23 protein-coding genes are annotated in these 18,511 nt (G+C 61.1%); 15 read left to right on the forward strand and 8 right to left on the reverse strand.

From position 1 onward, the window contains the following. The first annotated feature begins 21 nt into the window (after positions 1–21). From CCANI_RS01335 to CCANI_RS01345, 3 genes are read left to right on the forward strand one after another with little or no spacing between them, the layout of a single operon-like run. Positions 22–1,545: a cytochrome c biogenesis protein ResB gene (locus tag CCANI_RS01335; RefSeq protein WP_146324332.1), complete on the forward strand. Its 1,524-nt coding sequence runs from the start codon at positions 22–24 to the stop codon at positions 1,543–1,545. 10 nt (positions 1,546–1,555) lie between these two features. Then, entirely contained in the window at positions 1,556–2,419 is an 864-nt protein-coding gene (gene ccsB / locus CCANI_RS01340) for a c-type cytochrome biogenesis protein CcsB (protein ID WP_146324308.1), read from the forward strand. Between the two features lie 5 nt (positions 2,420–2,424). Further along, positions 2,425–3,204, forward strand: coding sequence for a potassium channel family protein (locus CCANI_RS01345; RefSeq protein ID WP_146324309.1), 780 nt, complete (start codon positions 2,425–2,427; stop codon positions 3,202–3,204). Here the strand turns inward: CCANI_RS01345 and CCANI_RS01350 are convergent. Then, entirely contained in the window at positions 3,201–3,416 is a 216-nt protein-coding gene (locus tag CCANI_RS01350) for a hypothetical protein (RefSeq protein ID WP_146324310.1), read from the reverse strand. The genes CCANI_RS01345 and CCANI_RS01350 overlap by 4 nt on opposite strands. Before the next feature lie 129 nt (positions 3,417–3,545). Between CCANI_RS01350 and rfbB the strand changes: the two genes are divergently transcribed. From rfbB to rfbA, 3 genes are all read left to right on the forward strand, one after another. Then, positions 3,546–4,535 (forward strand): dTDP-glucose 4,6-dehydratase, encoded by a 990-nt coding sequence (gene rfbB / locus CCANI_RS01355; RefSeq protein ID WP_146324311.1) that lies wholly within the window; start codon positions 3,546–3,548, stop codon positions 4,533–4,535. A gap of 61 nt (positions 4,536–4,596) precedes the next feature. Beyond that, entirely contained in the window at positions 4,597–5,151 is a 555-nt protein-coding gene (gene rfbC / locus CCANI_RS01360; RefSeq protein WP_146324312.1) for a dTDP-4-dehydrorhamnose 3,5-epimerase, read from the forward strand. Further along, positions 5,148–6,014 (forward strand): glucose-1-phosphate thymidylyltransferase RfbA, encoded by an 867-nt coding sequence (rfbA, locus tag CCANI_RS01365; RefSeq protein ID WP_146324313.1) that lies wholly within the window; start codon positions 5,148–5,150, stop codon positions 6,012–6,014. Before rfbC ends, rfbA begins: the two co-directional genes overlap by 4 nt. Here the strand turns inward: rfbA and CCANI_RS01370 are convergent. Continuing rightward, positions 5,998–6,291, reverse strand: coding sequence for an ArsR/SmtB family transcription factor (locus CCANI_RS01370; RefSeq protein ID WP_146324314.1), 294 nt, complete (start codon positions 6,289–6,291; stop codon positions 5,998–6,000). The two genes, rfbA and CCANI_RS01370, sit on opposite strands and share 17 nt — an antisense overlap. 48 nt (positions 6,292–6,339) lie before the next feature. Continuing rightward, positions 6,340–6,585, reverse strand: a complete 246-nt coding sequence (locus CCANI_RS01375; RefSeq protein ID WP_146324315.1) for a hypothetical protein — start codon at positions 6,583–6,585, stop codon at positions 6,340–6,342. Positions 6,586–6,647: 62 nt separating this feature from the next. Between CCANI_RS01375 and CCANI_RS01380 the strand changes: the two genes are divergently transcribed. Beyond that, the gene (locus CCANI_RS01380) at positions 6,648–6,956 is read left to right on the forward strand and encodes a DUF4229 domain-containing protein (protein WP_146324316.1); all 309 of its coding nucleotides are present in this window, start codon (positions 6,648–6,650) and stop codon (positions 6,954–6,956) included. On the opposite strand, the gene CCANI_RS01385 is transcribed toward CCANI_RS01380, so the two are convergent. Next, on the reverse strand, positions 6,942–7,799 hold the full coding sequence (locus CCANI_RS01385) for a 1,4-dihydroxy-2-naphthoate polyprenyltransferase (protein WP_146324317.1): 858 nt from the start codon (positions 7,797–7,799) through the stop codon (positions 6,942–6,944). The genes CCANI_RS01380 and CCANI_RS01385 overlap by 15 nt on opposite strands. A gap of 63 nt (positions 7,800–7,862) precedes the next feature. Here CCANI_RS01385 and CCANI_RS01390 point away from each other — a divergent pair, with 63 nt between their 5' ends. Continuing rightward, complete coding sequence (locus CCANI_RS01390) at positions 7,863–8,714, forward strand: glycosyltransferase (protein WP_146324318.1); 852 nt, start codon at positions 7,863–7,865, stop codon at positions 8,712–8,714. Here CCANI_RS01390 and menE read toward each other — a convergent pair. Next, complete coding sequence (gene menE / locus CCANI_RS01395) at positions 8,711–9,844, reverse strand: o-succinylbenzoate--CoA ligase (protein ID WP_186750232.1); 1,134 nt, start codon at positions 9,842–9,844, stop codon at positions 8,711–8,713. The two genes, CCANI_RS01390 and menE, sit on opposite strands and share 4 nt — an antisense overlap. A 9-nt stretch (positions 9,845–9,853) precedes the next feature. Then, on the reverse strand, positions 9,854–10,744 hold the full coding sequence (locus CCANI_RS01400; protein WP_146324319.1) for a 1,4-dihydroxy-2-naphthoyl-CoA synthase: 891 nt from the start codon (positions 10,742–10,744) through the stop codon (positions 9,854–9,856). An 18-nt stretch (positions 10,745–10,762) separates the two neighbouring features. Between CCANI_RS01400 and CCANI_RS01405 the strand changes: the two genes are divergently transcribed. From CCANI_RS01405 to CCANI_RS01415, 3 genes are read left to right on the forward strand one after another with little or no spacing between them, the layout of a single operon-like run. Then, positions 10,763–11,689: an o-succinylbenzoate synthase gene (locus CCANI_RS01405; RefSeq protein WP_146324320.1), complete on the forward strand. Its 927-nt coding sequence runs from the start codon at positions 10,763–10,765 to the stop codon at positions 11,687–11,689. A 1-nt stretch (position 11,690) separates the two neighbouring features. Next, positions 11,691–12,590, forward strand: coding sequence for an AEC family transporter (locus tag CCANI_RS01410; RefSeq protein WP_146324321.1), 900 nt, complete (start codon positions 11,691–11,693; stop codon positions 12,588–12,590). A 38-nt stretch (positions 12,591–12,628) separates the two neighbouring features. Next, a complete protein-coding gene (locus CCANI_RS01415) occupies positions 12,629–13,702 on the forward strand; it encodes an alpha/beta fold hydrolase (protein WP_146324322.1) in 1,074 nt (357 codons plus the stop codon). Between the two features lie 14 nt (positions 13,703–13,716). Here the strand turns inward: CCANI_RS01415 and CCANI_RS01420 are convergent, their stop codons facing one another. Beyond that, a complete protein-coding gene (locus CCANI_RS01420; RefSeq protein WP_146324323.1) occupies positions 13,717–13,935 on the reverse strand; it encodes a hypothetical protein in 219 nt (72 codons plus the stop codon). Positions 13,936–13,979: 44 nt separating this feature from the next. Beyond that, entirely contained in the window at positions 13,980–14,189 is a 210-nt protein-coding gene (locus CCANI_RS01425) for a hypothetical protein (RefSeq protein WP_146324324.1), read from the reverse strand. Positions 14,190–14,441: 252 nt separating this feature from the next. On the opposite strand from CCANI_RS01425, the gene menD reads away from it, so the two are divergent. Genes menD through CCANI_RS01445 form a run of 4 tightly spaced genes read left to right on the forward strand, consistent with a single transcriptional unit; the run spans position 14,442 to position 18,238 of the window. After that, positions 14,442–16,022, forward strand: coding sequence for a 2-succinyl-5-enolpyruvyl-6-hydroxy-3-cyclohexene-1-carboxylic-acid synthase (gene menD, locus CCANI_RS01430; RefSeq protein ID WP_146324334.1), 1,581 nt, complete (start codon positions 14,442–14,444; stop codon positions 16,020–16,022). Continuing rightward, positions 16,019–16,429 carry a DUF3592 domain-containing protein gene (locus CCANI_RS01435; RefSeq protein WP_146324325.1) on the forward strand — a complete coding sequence of 137 codons (411 nt, stop codon included), beginning with the start codon at positions 16,019–16,021 and terminating at the stop codon, positions 16,427–16,429. Before menD ends, CCANI_RS01435 begins: the two co-directional genes overlap by 4 nt. Beyond that, a complete protein-coding gene (locus CCANI_RS01440; RefSeq protein ID WP_146324326.1) occupies positions 16,426–17,547 on the forward strand; it encodes a glycosyltransferase family 4 protein in 1,122 nt (373 codons plus the stop codon). Before CCANI_RS01435 ends, CCANI_RS01440 begins: the two co-directional genes overlap by 4 nt. Before the next feature lies 1 nt (position 17,548). Further along, complete coding sequence (locus CCANI_RS01445) at positions 17,549–18,238, forward strand: demethylmenaquinone methyltransferase (protein ID WP_146324327.1); 690 nt, start codon at positions 17,549–17,551, stop codon at positions 18,236–18,238. The last annotated feature ends 273 nt before the right edge of the window (positions 18,239–18,511 follow it).

Raw genomic sequence — 18,511 nt, forward strand, 5'->3', positions numbered from 1 at the left:
GCCTGGCGGTGGTTGACCAGCATGCGCACCGCGCTGATCCTGCTATTCCTGCTGGCCCTGGGCGCCATCCCCGGCGCCTTGCTGCCGCAGCGTTCCCTCAATGAAACCAAGGTGCTCGAATACCTGGCCAATAACGGCAAAACCGCGGAGATCTACGATAAGCTGCAGCTTTTTGACGTATTCAGTTCCTCCTGGTTCACCGCCATCTACGTCCTGCTATTCGTATCCCTGATCGGTTGCATCCTGCCGCGCTCGTGGGAGCATTACCGCGCCATGAAGACCCCACCCGTGCGTGCCCCGCGTCGCCTCGATAAGATGCCGCTGCATGGCGAGGGGCGTGTCGACGCCCCGCCCGCCGACGTCGCCGCGCAAGCCACGGCGTTGCTCAAGGGGTGGAAAGTGGCCACGTATACGCCGGAAGTAGACCGTGATGGCGCGGCGTCGATAAGCGCGGAAAAGGGCTACGCGCGGGAGTTTTTCAACTTAGTGTTCCACCTCGGTTTGGTGGGAATTTTGGTCACCGTTGGGCTGGGGCGCATGGTCTATTACGAGGGCCAAGTTATTGTGATCGCGGGGGCGGAAAACTCGCAATTCTGCAATACCGCAGTGGCTAATTTTGACTCCTTCCGCGCCGGTGCGCTGGTGGACGGCACCAAACTCAACCCCTTCTGCGTGGAGGTCAAGGACTTCTCCGCCGAATACCTGCCGCAGGGGCAGGCCGCGCAATTCACCTCCAATGTCACCTGGACGCAGGACGTATTTTCGGATCCGGCCACGTGGGAGCCGTACCAGCTGCAGGTGAATCACCCGCTGCGCATCGCCGGGGACCGCGTCTACCTGCAGGGGCACGGCTTCGCGCCGCGCTTTACCGTCACCTGGCCGAACGGGGAAACCCGCACGCATATGGTGCAATTCCGCCCCGATGATCCAACGTTCTTCCTGTCCTCCGGCGTGATGCGCTTCGACCCGCCCGCCGGGATGTACCCCGACCTGGTGAAACGCCGCGAGCAACAATTGGCTATCCAGGGGCTGTTCGCACCCACCGCAGCGTGGTCGGGGGAGAAGGGCGAGCTGCTGGCCTCCTCCTTCCCCGCCATGCGGGACCCCGCCGTGGCTATCGACGTCTATCGTGGCGACGCCGGGCTGGACACCGGGCGGGGGCAATCCCTGTTTAGCCTCGACCCCGCATTGGTGCATTCCGGGCAATTGCAAAAATTGGAGCGTGTCAATCTGGGGGTGGGGGAGTCGGTGACCCTCGACGATGGCACCGAGATCAGGTTCGATGGCGCGAATGAGTTTGCCAACCTGCAGGTGAGTCACGACCCCACCCAGAGTTGGGTACTGGTGGCCTCGGTGATCACGTTGCTCGGCGTTGTCGGGTCATTGACCGTGAAGCGACGTCGCATTTGGGTTCGCATGTACCCCGATAACGGGGGTACTCGCGTGGTGACCGCAGGCCTTGCCCGCACTGATCGCGCAGGGTGGGGCGATGAATACCGCGAATTCCACCGTACGCTGCTAGGACTTCCGGAAGAAGAAGAGTAGGTTTTCCCATATGCTGATCAACCAGACGTACGCCAACTTTTCGGACCTGTCGTATAAAACGGCGGTCATGGTGTACACGTTTTCCCTAGTCATGTCGCTGGTGTACTACACCCGTTCGAACGAAAAATTCGCCGGCATGGCGCAAACCCTCGTCTGGTTGGGGCTGGCGATCCACGCGGTATCCGTGGTGCTGCGCGGCCTTTCCGCGAACCGTTTCCCCTGGGGCAACCTTTACGAATACGTTTCCGCGACCACGCTGGTGGCCATCGCGGTGGCGGCCTTTGTGATCCAGCGGAAGGATCTGCGCAGCCTGTGGCCGTGGATCCTTACCCCGGTACTAGCATTGTTGTTCTATAACGGTACGGCGTTGTATTCTGCCTCCGCGCCCGTGGTGCCGGCGCTGCGCTCCTTCTGGCTGCCGTTCCACGTGTCCATCGTTTCGATTGGCGCGGGCATTGGTTTGCTGTCCGGCATGTCCTCGCTCGCCTATATCGTGCGGAAGTACCAGCCGGAGGGCGAGGAGCGCGGCCTGCTTGGCAAGGTGGCGAAACCGCTGCCCAGCGCCACCGTGCTGGACACCATCGCCTACCGCGCCGCCATTTGGGCCGTACCGGTGTTCGGTTTGGGCATTATGCTCGGCGCGCTGTGGGCGGAGGCCGCGTGGGGTCGTTTCTGGGGCTGGGACCCGAAGGAAACCGTCTCCTTTGTTACTTGGATCCTGTATGCGGGCTATCTGCACGCGCGATCCACCACCGGGTGGCGGGCGGAAAAATCGGCTTGGATTAATATTGCCGCTTTTGTGACAATGGTGTTTAACCTCTTCTTTATCAATCAGGTTGTATCGGGTTTGCACTCCTATGCCGGACTAAACTAGGACGTATGTCTCAGTTTCAGGAGGTTTGCCGCGAGATTTTCGTGCCCGAAATCTCAACGCAAGCATCGGCGCAGGAACGGTGGGAACGGCGCGCCGAAGGCCCGATGCTTGTGCTATCCATCGTCTTTTTGGGGTTCTACCTGTGGTCTTCGCTCAGCATGGGGGACACGCGCATCGCCGATGCGGGCATTTGGATCATTTGGGGGATGTTCGCCATAGACTACCTGGTGCGCTTCTCGCTGGCCGAACGTAAGTTTCAATGGTTTATCCGCCACCCGCATGAGCTCGTGCTGGTGGCGCTCCCAATGTTTAGGCCGCTGCGCATCCTGCGGTTAGTGAGCATCCTGCTGGTATTCCAACGCTTCGCGGCGGCGAATATCCATGTGACCGTGGCCCTGTACACCGTGGTGACCACCAGCCTGATCCTGCTCATCGGATCCTTAACCCTCTATGGGGCGGAACGCCATGTGCCCAGCTCGGCTGTGAATTCGTATTGGGATGCGCTGTGGTGGTCGGTGGTCACGGTGACCACGGTCGGCTACGGCGATATCGCACCTGTGACCATGGAGGGCCGGGTGGCGGCCGGGCTGCTTATGGTCGGCGGCATTGCCTTAGTGGGTGTTGTGACGGCTTCAGCTGTTTCTTGGCTGGCGCATCAAATACAACAAATCGAAGTAAACGAAAATTCGATGGATGTGACAATCCTTACGGAATTGCAAAAGCTGCGGCGAGAAACCGCAGCTTTACGTGAAGAGGTAGCCGAGCTGAGACAACGAAGCGATTAAACAAAATCCACAATACGGGCCTTGCCATCTTGATCTTTAATGATGACATTTGAGCCTGCTGCCACTGCATTATCCACGTACGATGCGATCCGCAGCAGCCGCAGCAACGCACCGGTACGGTGCGTACCATCGCGTTTTGCGATGGTACCAATCATGTCTACTAACTCAACGGGCATATTCACGGTGACGCGAGTTTGTGCAGTGTTGGACATGTGCTGATCCTCTCTCTGTCGGTGGCAGTAATTCTACTTATCCACAGGGCCGATCTACAGTCCCAATTCTATTTGTGCAAAACTGATATATTTCGAATCTGCGAAATAAAGCTCGGTACGATGGGCGCTATGCGAGTGCTTGTTACCGGAGGTGCCGGATTCATTGGTTCCAATTTTGTCCACCGATCGCTGGGACGCGATATAACAATCACGGTCCTAGACAAGATGACCTATGCCGCGAACCCAAAAAACCTTAACGGAACCGGAGTAACCCTAGTCGAAGGTGATATCTGCAGCTCAGAACTAGTCGAGGAACTGGTAGCGCAAAATGATCTTGTGGTTCACTTTGCCGCGGAGAGCCATAATGATAACTCCCTACGAGACCCCTTAGCATTCGTGAGAACCAACGTAGAGGGTACTGTAAACTTGATAAAAGCTTGTGCACGACACGGCGTGCGCTTTCATCATATTTCCACAGATGAGGTATATGGTGATTTAGATTTCGATGACCCCTCGCGCTTCACCCCCGCTACCCCCTATCGGCCTTCCAGCCCCTACTCCGCATCCAAGGCGGCAAGCGACCACATGGTGCGCGCCTGGGTGCGCACCTACGGCCTGCAGGCGACCATCAGCAATTGCTCCAATAACTATGGGCCGCGCCAGCACCCCGAGAAATTTATCCCCCGGCAGATCATTAATCTGCTGGAAGGCAAGCCCGCCCGCCTCTACGGCAGCGGCCGCAATGTGCGCGACTGGATCCACGTGGACGACCATAACGACGCCGTCTGGACCATTATTGAACGCGGGGAGATCGGCAAAACCTACCTGATTGGCGCGGACGGCGAACGCACCAATGCGCAGGTGGTGGAGCAATTGTGCGCGCTGATCGGTGGGGACGTGGTGCATGTGACGGACCGTCCGGGGCACGACCGTCGATACGCAATCGACCCCGCGAGCACGCTGGAATTAGGCTGGCGGCCGCAGCGCAGCTTTGCAGAAGGGCTGGCGGAAACCGTGCAATGGTACCGCGACAATGCCGACTGGTGGCGCCACAGCCACGCCGCCGCCGAGGAAACCTACGCGGAGCACGAACGCATCCTGCGGGGAACCGTTAGCTGAGAGGGCCAAGAGTTGGAGCAATTACGTCACCATAAGGTGAGTCGGCATTAAACTGTGGGTCATGCTGCGCGAACTTGAACTGCCCGGAGTGTTCCTCAACGAACCAACGATCCACGCCGATGATCGCGGCGCGTTCCACGAATGGTTTAAGGCCAGCGATTTTGAGCGCGCCGTAGGGCACGCCTTTGCGTTGCGGCAGAGCAATATGAGTACCTCCCGCGCCGGCGTGTTGCGCGGCCTGCATTACGCCGAGGTCCCGCCCGGCCAGGCAAAGTATGTGGTGTGCCCGGTAGGAAAGATTTTCGACGTCGCGGTGGATATCCGCGTGGGCTCCCCGCACTACGGCCAGCACGTGGCGGTGGAGCTGTCCGCGGAGAATCGGCACGGCGTGTATATCCCGGACGGATTCGCGCATGGGTTCGTGGCGTTGGAGGATTCCGTGGTGGTGTACCTAACCACCTCGGAGTACGCGCCGGGGATAGAACACACTATCAATCCCTACGATGCGGAGCTGGCCATCCCGTGGCCGGGGCAGGAGCATATCTTATCGGCGCGTGATGCCGCGGCCCCCGGCTTGGGCGACTCCCCGCTGCCCCGATGGGAGGCGCGGCGATGAAAGGCATTATCCTCGCCGGCGGCACTGGGTCGCGGCTGTTTCCCATTACCTTGGGGGTAAGCAAGCAGCTGGTGCCGGTGTATGACAAACCCATGATCTATTACCCGCTATCCACGCTGATGCTGGCGGGGATCCAGGACATCCTGGTGATTACCACCCCGCAGGACCTCCCGCAGTTCGAACGTTTGCTTGGGGACGGTTCGCAATTTGGGTTGCGGATAAGCTTTGCCACGCAGGACCGGCCGCGGGGGCTCGCGGACGCGTTTTTGGTGGGCGCGGAGCATATCGGGGACGATTCGGTGGCCCTGATCCTTGGCGATAACGTGTTCTACGGCGCGGGCTTGGGCACGCGGCTGCGCAGGTTTTCCGACCCGGACGGCGGCGTGATTTTCGCCTACCGAGTCGCGGACCCCAGCGCATACGGCGTGGTGGAGTTTTCCCCGGAGGGGCGGGCGATTTCCTTGGAGGAAAAGCCGCAACACCCGAAGTCCCCATACGCGGTCCCGGGTTTGTATTTCTACGATAACGAGGTGGTGGAGATCGCCCGCAACCTGCAGCCATCGCCGCGTGGCGAGCTGGAGATCACCGATATCAATAACACATACTTGCGGCAGGGCAGGTTGCATGTGGAGGTGTTGCCGCGCGGCACGGCGTGGTTGGATACCGGCACCGTGGATCTGCTGTTGGCCGCCGGGGATTTCGTACGCGCGATCGAACAGCGTCAGGGCTTAAAGATCGGCTGCCCGGAAGAGGTGGCCTGGCGCATGGGGTATATTGACGACGCCGCGCTGATCCAGCGCGCACAAGCGCTGCGGGCCTCCGGCTATGGGGATTATTTACTGGGGATCACATCTCACGAATAAGTGAATCCACCCGGTAAAACGTTTCAGGTATTATTTTATAATGCGCCCATTTGCCGCGTTGCTGGCGCTGCACTAAGCCCGCGGCGGAGAGTTTTTTCATGTGGTGGGTTACCGTCGGCGCGGATACTTGGAGGGCTTCGGATAGGTCGCACGAGCAGATATCCCCGCCGTCCGCCACGAGATAGAGCAGGCGGAGTCGGGTGGGATCGCTCAGCGCCTTGAACAGCAGGCTAGCCCGGTTATTTAGATCATGACTGATCGAGGCGTTGAGTGTCATAGCAATCAATATAGCCGACTATGGGCACCCTAACATAGCCTAGTCTAACTATTCTTCGGCATCCTCTTTGTATTTCTTCTTCGCTTTTCTGATTCGTTCTTCTTCCTCCCGCGCGAGTTCCTCCGCGCGACGCTGCTTGAACCGATTTTTTTCTAGTGTCCACAGGAACTCTTCATCATCATCAGGACCTTTAATCGCAGGTTGTTCAGGCTTGCTCCAAGTGCCCGGCCCGAAAGCCTTCCACACTAAAATCACCGCGATGACGATGAGAGCCACCAGGAATAGCCGCGACACTGTCAACCTCCTAAAGATGCGTTTTCTTCGACTTTACGTGCTGCCGAGTAGTCTCGAATATTGTGAACGAACAAGCACCCTCAATTGATCCCAAACTACGCAGCCGAACCCGCCGCGACATTGTGCTTTACGGGCTTGCCAGGATAGCGCTTTTCCTTGTGCTTACCGCAGTAATCCAAGGCGTGGCGGCCCTGATTTCCGTGCCAGTGCCGCTGCTGATGTCCGCGCTGCTCGCCCTGATCGTTGCCCTGCCGCTGTCCATGTTCGTCTTTCAAGGGTTACGACGCCGCGTCACCGCCGGCATTGCAGAATGGGACGCGCAGCGTAAAGCCCACAAAGAATGGGTGAAACAGGAACTAGCTGAGCGCTAGCGCCGTAATCACCGACCACAGCAGCATCGCCCGGCCGGTCAACCCCAGCACGGGGATCAGGTCACGCCCCTGGGCGCCCCGCAGGATGGGGCGCGCCGCCAGCACCATCAGGGGAATGGCGCCGAGCGCGAGCATGGTCCGCAAGCCTAACGCAATGGAAATAACAAAGGGGATGCACACCAGGATCAGCCAGAGGATTCGGGTGCCGCGATCCCCCAGCCGCACCGCCAGGGTGATCTTCCCGGTGGCCGCATCGGTGGGAATATCCCGCAGATTGTTGGCAAGGTTCACCGCCGAGGAGAAACACCCGATGGCCAGCGCGCACGCCGCACCCACCCACGAAATCGATCCAGCTTGGGTGAATTCGGTTCCGCACACAGCTACGAATCCAAAGAAGATAAATACCGAAACCTCGCCCAGGCCACGGTAGCCATAAGGGTGCTTTCCGCCGGTGTAAAACCACGCCGCCACCACGCACAGTGCGCCCACCAAGATCAGCCACCACGAGCTCAGCAGCGAGAGGATCGTGCCCGCCACGCAGGCGAATGCAAAGGCGGTAAAGGCCGCCATGCGAACCTGATAGGGCCGTGCAATGCCCGAGCCGGTGAGCCGAGCGGGGCCGGAGCGGGCGTCGTCAGTTCCGCGGATGCCGTCGGAGTAATCGTTGGCGTAATTGACCCCGACGATAAGCGCCCACGCCACCGTTGCGGCGAGGATGGCCCGCCACAGGTTTGCGTTGCCAGCATGGGCTGCGGCACCAGTGCCCACCACGACGGGGGCAAAAGCGTTTGCCCATGTGTGCGGGCGCGCGCCTTGAAACCACTGACCTAGGGAAGCAGACATAGCCCTTATTGTTCACCATCACACCAATGTCCGAATGCACCAGGTGCCGCTACAGTGGAAGGAATGTTGATTCGCACTGCGATAACGCAAGCATTCAATGCGGTGTTTACCCTCGCCCGCATGGTGCCCCTCGCATTACAGAATCGCTGGCGCACGTCCGCAATCCCGAGCGACGGCGAGGTGACAATCTCGCTGACCACGCACGGGCGTCGATTAGCAAAAGTGCACTATAGTATCGAATCCGTGGTGCACTCCGGCGTGCCCATCGTGCTCTGGCTGGACCGCGCCGAATACGAGGGGCCATGGCCGGATACCCTGCGGCGGCTCGTGGCGCGGGGCCTGCAAGTGCGCTGCTCAGACGGCGACTATGGGCCGCACACCAAGTACTGGGGGCAATTCCGGCGCGCCCGCGGACGGGTGGTGACCATCGACGATGACATTATCTACCCCAAGTGGTTTCTCGAACGTTTGCTCGCCATTGGGGATCTTCGGGACGATACGATCGTGGCCTATCGCGCGCACCGGATCGAGCTCCGCGACGGCAAGCTGCAGCCGTACGCGAAATGGTCGCCCGCGGATACCTGCCAGGCGTCCCTGCTGCACTTCGCCACGGGGGTGTCCGGGGTGCTCTACCCCAAGGCGTTTATCGATTACGTGGTCGAACAAGGCGCGGTGTTTATGGGCGTCTGCCCGCACGCCGACGACGTGTGGCTCCACGCCTGCGCCCTTCGCCTAGGCTTTCCCATTCGGCAGGTGTATGCGCAGCCGCGCCACTTCGCCATCGTGCCCTTTACCTTCGGCGGGGCGCTGGTGATGCGCAACGCCCTGCTCGGCGGCAATGACGAGCAGATCGCACAGGTATACACGCAGGAGGATATCGATACATTGCGGCGCGCCAGCGAACTCGAGGATTAGAACATCTTCGCTACCGCGCGGCGGTCGATCTTGCCGGGGCCGGCGAGCGGCAGGGCGGTCACCTGCAGGATATGCTTGGGCAATTGCCAGCGGGGGAGATCCTCAAGGCCCTCTACTACCTGGTCCGGGGTGCGGCTGCCGCTATACACGGCGGCAATGGCCTGGCCCAGGCGGGGGTGCGGGATGCCTACCACGCAGGCCATGTCCACGCCGTCCAGAGACAAGATAGCCTGTTCGAGCACCTCGGGGTGGAGTTTCAGGCCGCCGGAGTCGATCACGGCGTCGATACGCCCGGTAACCTGCAATTTGCCATCGGCGATCACGCCGGAGTCTTGGGTGGCGTACCAGCCGTCGACAAAAACGTTTGGAACGTGGTTGCGATAGCCTGCCGCGACCATCGGCCCCGAGAGGAACACCCGCCCGTTGGACACGCGCACTTTGGCGCCGGGGATGGGGCGGCCGTCGTACACGCAGCCGCCGGCGGTTTCGGAGGAGCCGTAGGTGGTCACGATGCGAATGCCCAGCTCCTCGCACTGACGTTTGGTTTTGGCGGTGGTGGGGGCGCCGCCGACAAGGATGGCGTCAAAGCGGCGTAGCGCCTCGATCCCCGCCAGCGTCTCCATCGCCTTGAGCAGCTGCAGCGGGACGAGGGAGGTGTAGGTGCGGTCGCCAAGGTCCGCCAATTGATGCGCCAGCGATGCGAACCTATGTACGTCAAACCCCTTGGCAACGTCCAGCGCCAACGGCTCCACGCCCGCCACCAGCGCCCGCACCAATACCTGGATGCCGGCGATATGGTGCCCCGGCAGGGCGAGCAACCATTGGCCCTCCCCGCCGAGCGCCTGGTGTGTGGCGTCCGCCGAGCTCACCAGATTGTGCGGGGTGAGCAGCGCGCCTTTCGGCGTCCCCGTGGAACCCGAGGTTGCGACCACCAGTGCGATTTCCGGGGCGATCGGCTGCCCCACGCGCAACGCCGTGGCCAACGCCTGCGCCTGCTCCGGATCCGGCGGCAGCGGCAGCAAGGTTTCCTCCCCGGAAATCGCCGCAACCAGGTGCGGGAGGATTCGCGTGGGGTCCGCGGTGGGGACTGTGATAGGGCGAAGCAGGTGCCTATACTCCGGGGTGTTCACAAGGTGCTTCTAGTAGTAGTAGGGGAACGCATCCCAGTTCGGATCGCGCTTTTCCAGGAAGGCATTCCTGCCCTCCACGGCTTCATCGGTCATATATGCTAACCGAGTCGCTTCCCCGGCAAAAACTTGCTGTCCCATAAGCCCATCATCGGTGAGGTTAAAGGCAAATTTCAGCATTCGTTGCGCGGTGGGGGATTTGGCATTGATCTCGCGGCCCATCTGAATCGCCTCGTCCTCCAAACTGGCGTGCGGAGCCACCACGTTTACGGCACCCATGCGATGCATTTCCTCGGCGCTATACGTGCGCCCCAGGAAGAAGATTTCCCGGGCGAATTTCTGGCCGACCATCTTTGCTAAATACGCGGAGCCGTACCCGGCGTCGAAAGACCCCACGTCGGCGTCGGTCTGCTTAAAGCGTGCGAATTCCGCGGAGGCAATGGTGAGGTCGCACACCACATGCAGCGAATGCCCGCCGCCGGCCGCCCAACCGTTTACCACCGCGATGACCACCTTGGGCATGGTGCGGATCAGCCGCTGCACCTCCAAAATATGCAGCCTTCCGGCGCGCGCCTTGTCCACGGTTTCGGCGGTCTCCCCGGAGGCGTATTGGTACCCGTCGCGCCCCCGAATCCGCTGGTCACCGCCCGAACAGAAGGCCCAACCCCCGTCCTTTTTGCTGGGGCCATTGCCGGTCAGCAGCACCGTCCCCACGTCCGGCGTGCAGCGCGCGTGGTCCAAGGCGCGGTAGAGTTCGTCCACGGTGTGCGGGCGGAATGCATTGCGCACCTCGGGCCGGTCGAAGGCGATGCGCACGATGCCTTCCTCGATGTGCCGGTGGTAGGTGATGTCGGTGAGGTCGTCGAAGACGGGCGTCCAGAGTTCAGGCCGAAAAGAATTCATGTTCCTAGGATAGGGGGCATGCTTGAAGATGTCCTCGCCCGCGCCCACGTTGTTGCCTTGCCGATGCGGGTGCGTTTCCGCGGCGTCGATACGCGGGAGGCTGTGCTGATCGAGGGGCCGGCGGGCTGGGGCGAGTTCGCGCCATTCCCCGAATACGGCCCGCAAGAGTGTGCGAACTGGCTGCGCGGTGCCCTAGAGGCCGCCTACGTGGGCTTTCCGACGCCGCGCCGGACCCACGTCCCAGTCAACGCCACCGTCCCCGCCGTCACGCCCGAACAGGTGCCCGAAGTGCTCGCCCGTTTCCCTGGCTGCACCACCGTAAAAGTCAAGGTCGCCGAGGGTGACGACGCCGCGCGAGTCGACGCCGTGCGCGAATGTTTGCCCGAGGCGCGCATCCGCGTGGACGCCAACCAAGGATGGACTGTGGAACAGGCCGTGGCGGCCGCGCGGCGCTTCGGCGAATTGGACTATATGGAACAACCGTGCCAAACCGTTGCGGAGTTGGCGGAAGTGCGTAAACACGGGATTCGCGTGGCCGCGGACGAGTCCATCCGCCGCGCCTCGGATCCATATGCCGTCGCGCGCGCGGGTGCCGCCGATGTCGCCGTGGTCAAGGTGGCGCCGCTGGGTGGAGTGAAACATGTGTTAGAAATCGCATCTTTTATGGATTCGCACGGGTTGGCTATCACGGTGGCGTCGGCGCTGGATACCGCGGTGGGCATGAATGCCGGCCTTGCCGCGGTGGCCGCGCTGGAGCATGTGAACCCCGCTGGCCTGGCCACGCAGCAACTCTTCATTGAAGACGTGTGCGAACCCCGCCGTATCGAGGGCGGCATGCTTTCCGTGGCGCCGCAGGTGCCGGACCCCGCCAGGCTGGCCGAATTAGCCTCCCCTCATAAGGATTTGTGGCTTGAGCGCCTCCGCCAGGCGTGGAAGTATCTCTGATATGTTTGGCGTTCTCCTCGGCTATACGATCATCCTTTCAGTGATCGGAGTCGGCTATATTCTCGCCAGGACTTCCGTTATCGGCCCAGGTAATGAACGCTTGGTGCTGAACCGTGTGTCCTTCTACGCGGCGACCCCAGCCTTGCTGTTTACAGTGCTGGCGCAGGCGCCTCCCGCCGAGATTTTTACCCCAGTGTTGGCCGTTGCCGCGTGCGCCGCGATCATTACCGCCAGCGTGTACATTGCGATCAGTGCGTTGCTGTTTCGGCGGCCGGTGGCGGATACGGCGGTGGGCGCGGCGTCGGCAAGTTACGTAAATTCGAATAATATCGGGCTACCCGTGGGCATCTATGTGCTTGGGACGGGGGCGTATGTGCCGCCGATTCTGGTGCTGCAGATGGTGGTGTTTACCCCGATTATTCTGGCCGCGCTGAGTTCCGGGAGTGTGCTGAAGTCCACGGCAAAGGCGCTGTTTAGCCCGATTGTTCTAGCCTCCATTAGCGGGTTGTGCGTGAGTGTGTTCGGCTGGCAGGTGCCGGAGGTGGTTATGGAACCGCTGACCATCCTGGGCGGCGCGTCGCTCCCCATGATTTTGATGAGCTTTGGCGCTTCGCTGCACACGAGTTCCGGGGTGCATGTCCGTGGGCAGGCGTTGGTGGCGTCGGCGTTAAAGGTGGCGGGCATGCCGGTGGCAGCGTGGTTGGTCGCGCACCTATTCGGCCTCGATGCCGAACACACGTACGCTGCCGTGATTTTGGCGGCGTTGCCTACCGCGCAGAACGTGTATAACTACGCCGCTACGCACCGCGTCGGCGAGGAGATCGCACGCGATTCCGTATTGGTAACTACGTTTGCGGCGCTGCCCGCGATGTTGGTGATCAGCCTGCTTCTAGGGGTGTAAGGTCCGAGGAATACGCAGCTGCTCCCAGGAGGTTTCAAATGCGTCGAGCGCTTAAGGTTGTAGGTGTAATAGTCGCCGTGATCGTCGCGGCGATCGCATGCTTTTTCGGTTGGGTGGTGGGGACCACAAATGGATACTTTGAGCGTTATGTGGACCGTGCCCTAGCCGCGGGCTATACCGAGCATAAATACAAGGTGCGCGAAGGGCTTACCCTCAATTACGCGGAACATTCCAATGACAAAACGCCGCTCTTGCTAATCCCAGGTCAGGGCTCTACGTGGGAGGATTACGCGCCGTCGTTACCCTTATTGGCGGATGAGTTTCACGTGGTTGTGGTCGACGTGCACGGGCATGGAAAGTCAACGTGGAATCGCGATGATTACACGGCGCGGCAGATTGCGGCGGATTTGACTGAGCTTGGCCGCGAGGTGTTCAAACGTAAGTTCGTGGTGGCGGGGCATTCGTCGGGCGGGCTGCTGGCGGCGCACATGGCCGCGACCTCCCCGCAGGACATCAGCGCACTCGTGATTGAAGACGCCCCCTTCTTCGCTACGGAGGCCGACCGAGTGCCCAGCACGTTCGTGGGCCAAGACCTTGATTTGCTGGAGGCGTTCCTCAATCAATCCGAAGAGAAAGACTACGTGGCTTACGTGCTGCCGGACTCGTACATCGGCAAAATGTTCGGTGACGCTTGGAAGCCGCTCTCGGATCGGGTGGTGGCGCAACGCCGCGAAAACCCCGATGCTCTGCCGAACATTCCGTGGCTGGGAGTGACGATAAACCGCATCTGGGAATCCCTAGCGCACCCCTATGATAAGTGGTGGTCACACGCGTTTTTCATTAGCCGTACCTGGCACGAAGGATTCGATCAGGAGGCCACATTGCGGCGTGTGCAGGTGCCGTCGCTATTCCTGAAAGCCAACACGAAATACGGAGAGAACGGCGTGCTCCTCGCCGCCCTCAGCGATAAAGACGTTGCACGAGTGGACGAATTGCTCGCGGATAATCGCGTGGTCCGCGTCGAAAGCGGACACGATATCCACTTTGAGAAGCCCGATTGGTACGTGCAGCAGCTAACGGAATTCCGCGACGCTATTGCTGATGCTCAATAAGGGCAGCGCGCCGGTCAATCCGAAGCGGCCCTCCGCTCTTTGCCCTGTGCGGCGAGATAGCAAATGATGGGAAACAGCAGCGCGGCGAGGGCGAACAACGCTGGCGGGAACAGGAGTGCCTTGAGGAAAGCGCCGTCGTAAATAACTAAACCGGTGACTATCCCCAATACCCAAGCGATGAAAATAAGTGGGGCGGAAATCCGCGCGGCTCGGCGTAGCGTTTCAACGGACATGATGACCTCCTGAAATCTCTTGGCGCGATAAATGAACCCCGCAATTAGCGCTGAGACCGCTGCCGGCGAATCCGAATCCCGTTCAGCACCAGCGATAAGGGAATCAGGACATAGCAGGGAATAAGGATCGTAAATAGCGCATCGTTGCCAACTCCCGCCAGCTTGAAAATAACTACGCCTACGACAGTTATCGCGCATAGCGCCAGCAAGCCGCCGGGTTTTGCCAGAAATGTGTCGAGCCTTGCGTTATCCATAATTCCTCGGCCTGGGCAGCTAGTTAAATTGCTTACCTAACTAACGCTAATTTCGTGGTTTGCTACTTGTCTAGGCTTATCATTTGCAAATCCGCCCGAGGGGGTAAAACTAAATGCCTGTGATTCCGTGGGCAGGAGTTTCAAAGCAAAAATGGGGTGTGCACAATTCTCGTGTAATAGCTTGGCGGTGGAGGCGAGTTTATGAATAACTTGCTTCGCGCTGGGGAAGCGCTGCGGCTTATCATATTTGGCATGACTGCCACGATCGCCGCAGCGGTAGCTGCCGAGCTCGCCGCCGTGTGTACGGATATTGTTGTGTGCCCGGGCTCCCGGAACGCGCCGCTGCTATTGGCCTTACGCAGACGAAGAGACATCCGTATCCACGTTCGTATAGACGAGCGATCCGCCGCATTTCTGGCCCTGGGTTTCGCGCGCGCCCAGGGGCGGCCCGTAGCCGTCGTCATGACCTCCGGGACGGCCGTGGCGCATTGTTTGCCCGCCATGATCGAGGCGCACCATTCGAACATCCCTTTGTTGGTGGTGAGCGCGGACCGTCCGTCGCGGCTCGTGGGCACGGGTGCTAGCCAGACCATCGACCAGCTGGATATTTTCGGCAAGTTCGCCCGTACGTTCAATATTGAGGGCGCCGAGAACGGGGAAACCAGGCAGGCGATCGATGCGGCGCCAGCGCATCTCAATGTGGCGTTGGATACCCCGCTCGCCGTGGTGGCGGAGCCGCTGGAAACGCGGCGTCGGGAGGCGCGGGCTTCGAGAAGTGACTACGGCGAGGTGCAGCTCGACCTTACCCGGCGCACCCTTGTTATTGCAGGTGACGGGGCGTGGCCGATTGAAGAGCTTGCCGACGTCCCGACCATCGCCGAGCCCAGCGCACCCGCGCCGTTCGTGCCCGTGCACCCCCTCGCGGCCGGGATTCTCGCGCGCACCCAGGTGAGCGCGGAAGGCTATGTGGTGGAGACGAAACCGGAGCAAATCGTGGTGGTGGGGCACCCCACGCTGCACCGCGGGGTATTGAAACTGATGTCCGATCCCGAGGTGGATCTGATGGTGCTGACGCGCACTACGCCGACAGATCCGGCACGGAAAGCGGTGCAGGTGGGATCGCGGGTGCGTGTGACCGGCAAGCAACCCCCGGCATGGTTGAAGCTATGTTCGGCCGCCTCGGAAGTGGCGATCGCACAGGTCCGCGAAGTATTGGAAAAGTATTCGATGACCGGGCTGCACGTCGCGGCGGCGGTGGCGGACACCCTGGGCGTGGGGGATGTCCTAGTGGTGGGGGCCTCCAACCCGGTGCGCGACCTGAGCCTGGTGGGGCTGCCTTTTGACGGCGTGGAATGCTATGCCCAGCGGGGCGTGGCCGGGATCGACGGCATGATCGCGCAATCCGTGGGCATCGCGCTGGCCAAGCAGCAACAGCACCCAGACGAATTGCGGCCGCCGCGCGTGGTTTCGCTCATGGGGGACCTGACATTTCTGCACGATGCGGGCTCGCTGCTGATCGGGCCGCTGGAGACGCGGCCGGAAAACCTGACCATCGTGGTGGCCAATGACAATGGCGGCGGTATTTTCGAACTCTTGGAAATCGGTGCGCCCGAATTTCGCGGGGACTTCGAGCGTTTGTTCGGAACGCCGCATGACGCGAACGTCGAGAAGCTTTGTGCCGGTTACGGTGTGCCGCATGTGAAGGTATCTTCGGTAGCGGAGTTGCTTACGGCACTCTTAGATACCGTAGAGGTAACCCCCGGCGTTCGCGTCATCGAGGCGAGCACCGGGCGAGACAACCGCCGCGAGATGCACCTGGAATTGAAACTATGATTCGACGTCTGCACCAATTGGTGCTGCTGCTGTGGATTGCGTGTCTGCTGGGGTCGGTAAGCATGGTTGCCGGGGCCTGGCTCAATGACCGCACCATCTCCGCCGACCCCGGGCGCGCACTCGCCCGCGTCACCGCCGTGGGCACCCCCACCACCGTGGACTACCAAGACGAAGAAGGCATTTTCCACTCGCCACAGGCGGGGCTGCTGTATCCCACAGGCTTAGGCGTGGGGCAGCGCGTGTGGGTCACCTACGCAAAAAGCAATCCTGACCTGGTAAAAGTGGAGCACCGAACGTGGCACCTCGCCGTCGTGCCCGCGCTGAGTATCGCGGCGGTGGGCAGCTTTATCGCCATCGTGTTGTGGGCGCTGGTGTCCGGGCTGGGCACGTTGCGGAGGCCGCAGTGAAAGTAGCCATCGTTGCGGAATCCTTCCTACCGAATATCAACGGCGTGACCAATTCCGTGCTGCGCGTGCTGGAATACCTGCGGGAGCAGGGGCACGAGGCGATTGTTATTGCCCCGGGGGCGCGAGACTTCGAGGAAGAAATAGGGGATTACCTGGGGTTTCCTATCACGCGTGTGCCTACGATCATGGTGCCGTTGATTGATTCGCTGCCTATCGGCGTGCCGCGGCCGGTGGTCACGCAGGCGATCCGGGAGTTCGCGCCGGATGTGGTGCACCTAGCCTCGCCGTTTGTGTTGGGCGGTGCGGGGGCGTTTGCCGCGCGCATGCTGCAGATTCCCACGGTGGCCGTGTACCAGACGGACGTTGCGGGGTTCGCCAGCCGCTACCACCTTTCCCCGCTCGCGGCGGCCAGCTGGGAATGGACAAAGACTTTGCACAATATGTGTACTCGGACGTTGGCGCCTTCCTCCGCCGCGATTGCGGACCTCCACGAGCACGGCATCGAACGCGTGTACCACTGGGGGAGGGGTGTCGACGCCGCGCTTTTCCACCCCGACAAGCGCAGCGAACGGTTGCGGCGCGAATGGTCGCCGCGGCAGGTTCCGATCGTGGGCTTCGTGGGCAGGCTCGCCGCCGAAAAGGGCGTGCACAGGTTGGGTGTGCTCGCGGAGTCCGATGTGCAATTAGTAATTATTGGCGATGGCCCGGAACGCCCTGTACTTGAGGAACAACTCCCCGGGGCGATTTTTATGGGCGCCCTCGCCGGGGAGGAACTCGCCACGGCCTACGCCAGCCTCGATATATTCGTACATCCGGGCGAACACGAGACCTTTTGCCAGGCGGTGCAGGAGGCGTTGGCCTCCGGCGTTCCGGCGATCGCGCCGCGGGTGGGCGGGCCCATCGACCTGATCCATTCCGGCGTGAACGGCTTTTTGCTCCCCCCGGAGCGTTTCGAACAAGAGTTGCCCGCCAAGGTGGCTCAGGTGACGCCGGCCATGCGGGTAGCGGCGCGGGAGGGTGTGTGCGATAAGACCTGGTCGAGCATTTGTGCGCAGCTGATTCGGCACTATGAGGCGGTGATTTCGGAGGTCGCGGATAAAGCCAGGTACCCTCATTGACGTGGCTAAGGCAAACCTGGAGAAACACCCCGACGAGGTCGCCCGCATGTTTGACGACGTCGGGGCCAAATACGACCTCACCAACGCAATCCTCTCCCTCGGGCAGGACCGCATGTGGCGCCGTCGCACCCGCGAACGCCTCGCCCTCCGCCCCGGCGAACGTGTACTCGATCTAGCCGCCGGTACCGCCGTGTCCACCGTAGAGCTCAGCAAATCCGGCGCGTGGGTGGTCGCCTGCGATTTCTCCCAGGGCATGCTCGCCGCCGGGCACGACCGCCACGTGCCTAAGGTAGTTGGGGACGGCATGCGTCTGCCCTTCCGCGATGGGCTTTTCGACGCCGTGACCATCAGCTTTGGGCTGCGCAACCTGCAGGACCCACAAGTTGGCCTCCGTGAGTTGGCCCGAGTCACCCGTCCCGGCGGACGTCTTACCGTCGCCGAATTCTCCACCCCGGTGGTCCCCGTTTTTGGGCGACTCTACAAGGAATACCTTATGCGCGGGCTGCCCGCCGTGGCCCGCATGGTCTCCTCCAACCCCGAAGCTTACGAATATTTGGCCGATTCCATCCGCGCGTGGCCGGACCAGGAAGAGCTGGCCCGGTTGATCAACCGATCCGGGTGGGCCGATTGCGGCTGGCAAAACCTTACCTTAGGTATCACGGCCTTGCATTCCGCAATCAAGCCTGAGTAGTTGTTGCTGGGGTTCGGGTAGGGCCGGTTAAGGGGGTTGGTTCGAGAACGTTCGAACGCGACCGCACGGAACGGCCTTGTGAGACTGGGCCGCGGGTGTTCCGACGAGAGGTCGTGTGCGGTTCCGGATAGGTTGCGCCTGCTCCGGATTGGTTGTGTGGGGTTCTGGATAGGTTGTGTGCAGCCGTTGACCTGCGATCGTCCTGAATTTCTTCATTGGGATGGTTAACGAAGAATAAAAAGACGATTTGCAGCGTTTTTGGGCGAGATTCGT

The sequence above is a fragment of the Corynebacterium canis genome, assembly GCF_030408595.1.
Classification (GTDB): Bacteria; Actinomycetota; Actinomycetes; order Mycobacteriales; family Mycobacteriaceae; genus Corynebacterium; species Corynebacterium canis.

Bases quoted from the DNA above. Each gene is read 5' to 3' on its own strand.
- CCANI_RS01335 (WP_146324332.1), top strand. From the start codon at position 22: ATGCGCACCGCGCTGATCCTGCTATTCCTGCTGGCCCTGGGCGCCATC.
- ccsB (WP_146324308.1), top strand. From the start codon at position 1,556: ATGCTGATCAACCAGACGTACGCCAACTTTTCGGACCTGTCGTATAAA.
- CCANI_RS01345 (WP_146324309.1), top strand. From the start codon at position 2,425: ATGTCTCAGTTTCAGGAGGTTTGCCGCGAGATTTTCGTGCCCGAAATC.
- CCANI_RS01350 (WP_146324310.1), bottom strand. From the start codon at position 3,416: ATGTCCAACACTGCACAAACTCGCGTCACCGTGAATATGCCCGTTGAG.
- rfbB (WP_146324311.1), top strand. From the start codon at position 3,546: ATGCGAGTGCTTGTTACCGGAGGTGCCGGATTCATTGGTTCCAATTTT.
- rfbC (WP_146324312.1), top strand. From the start codon at position 4,597: ATGCTGCGCGAACTTGAACTGCCCGGAGTGTTCCTCAACGAACCAACG.
- rfbA (WP_146324313.1), top strand. From the start codon at position 5,148: ATGAAAGGCATTATCCTCGCCGGCGGCACTGGGTCGCGGCTGTTTCCC.
- CCANI_RS01370 (WP_146324314.1), bottom strand. From the start codon at position 6,291: ATGACACTCAACGCCTCGATCAGTCATGATCTAAATAACCGGGCTAGC.
- CCANI_RS01385 (WP_146324317.1), bottom strand. From the start codon at position 7,799: ATGTCTGCTTCCCTAGGTCAGTGGTTTCAAGGCGCGCGCCCGCACACA.
- CCANI_RS01390 (WP_146324318.1), top strand. From the start codon at position 7,863: ATGTTGATTCGCACTGCGATAACGCAAGCATTCAATGCGGTGTTTACC.
- CCANI_RS01400 (WP_146324319.1), bottom strand. From the start codon at position 10,744: ATGAATTCTTTTCGGCCTGAACTCTGGACGCCCGTCTTCGACGACCTC.
- CCANI_RS01405 (WP_146324320.1), top strand. From the start codon at position 10,763: ATGCTTGAAGATGTCCTCGCCCGCGCCCACGTTGTTGCCTTGCCGATG.
- CCANI_RS01410 (WP_146324321.1), top strand. From the start codon at position 11,691: ATGTTTGGCGTTCTCCTCGGCTATACGATCATCCTTTCAGTGATCGGA.
- CCANI_RS01415 (WP_146324322.1), top strand. From the start codon at position 12,629: ATGCGTCGAGCGCTTAAGGTTGTAGGTGTAATAGTCGCCGTGATCGTC.
- CCANI_RS01420 (WP_146324323.1), bottom strand. From the start codon at position 13,935: ATGTCCGTTGAAACGCTACGCCGAGCCGCGCGGATTTCCGCCCCACTT.
- CCANI_RS01425 (WP_146324324.1), bottom strand. From the start codon at position 14,189: ATGGATAACGCAAGGCTCGACACATTTCTGGCAAAACCCGGCGGCTTG.
- menD (WP_146324334.1), top strand. From the start codon at position 14,442: ATGACTGCCACGATCGCCGCAGCGGTAGCTGCCGAGCTCGCCGCCGTG.
- CCANI_RS01435 (WP_146324325.1), top strand. From the start codon at position 16,019: ATGATTCGACGTCTGCACCAATTGGTGCTGCTGCTGTGGATTGCGTGT.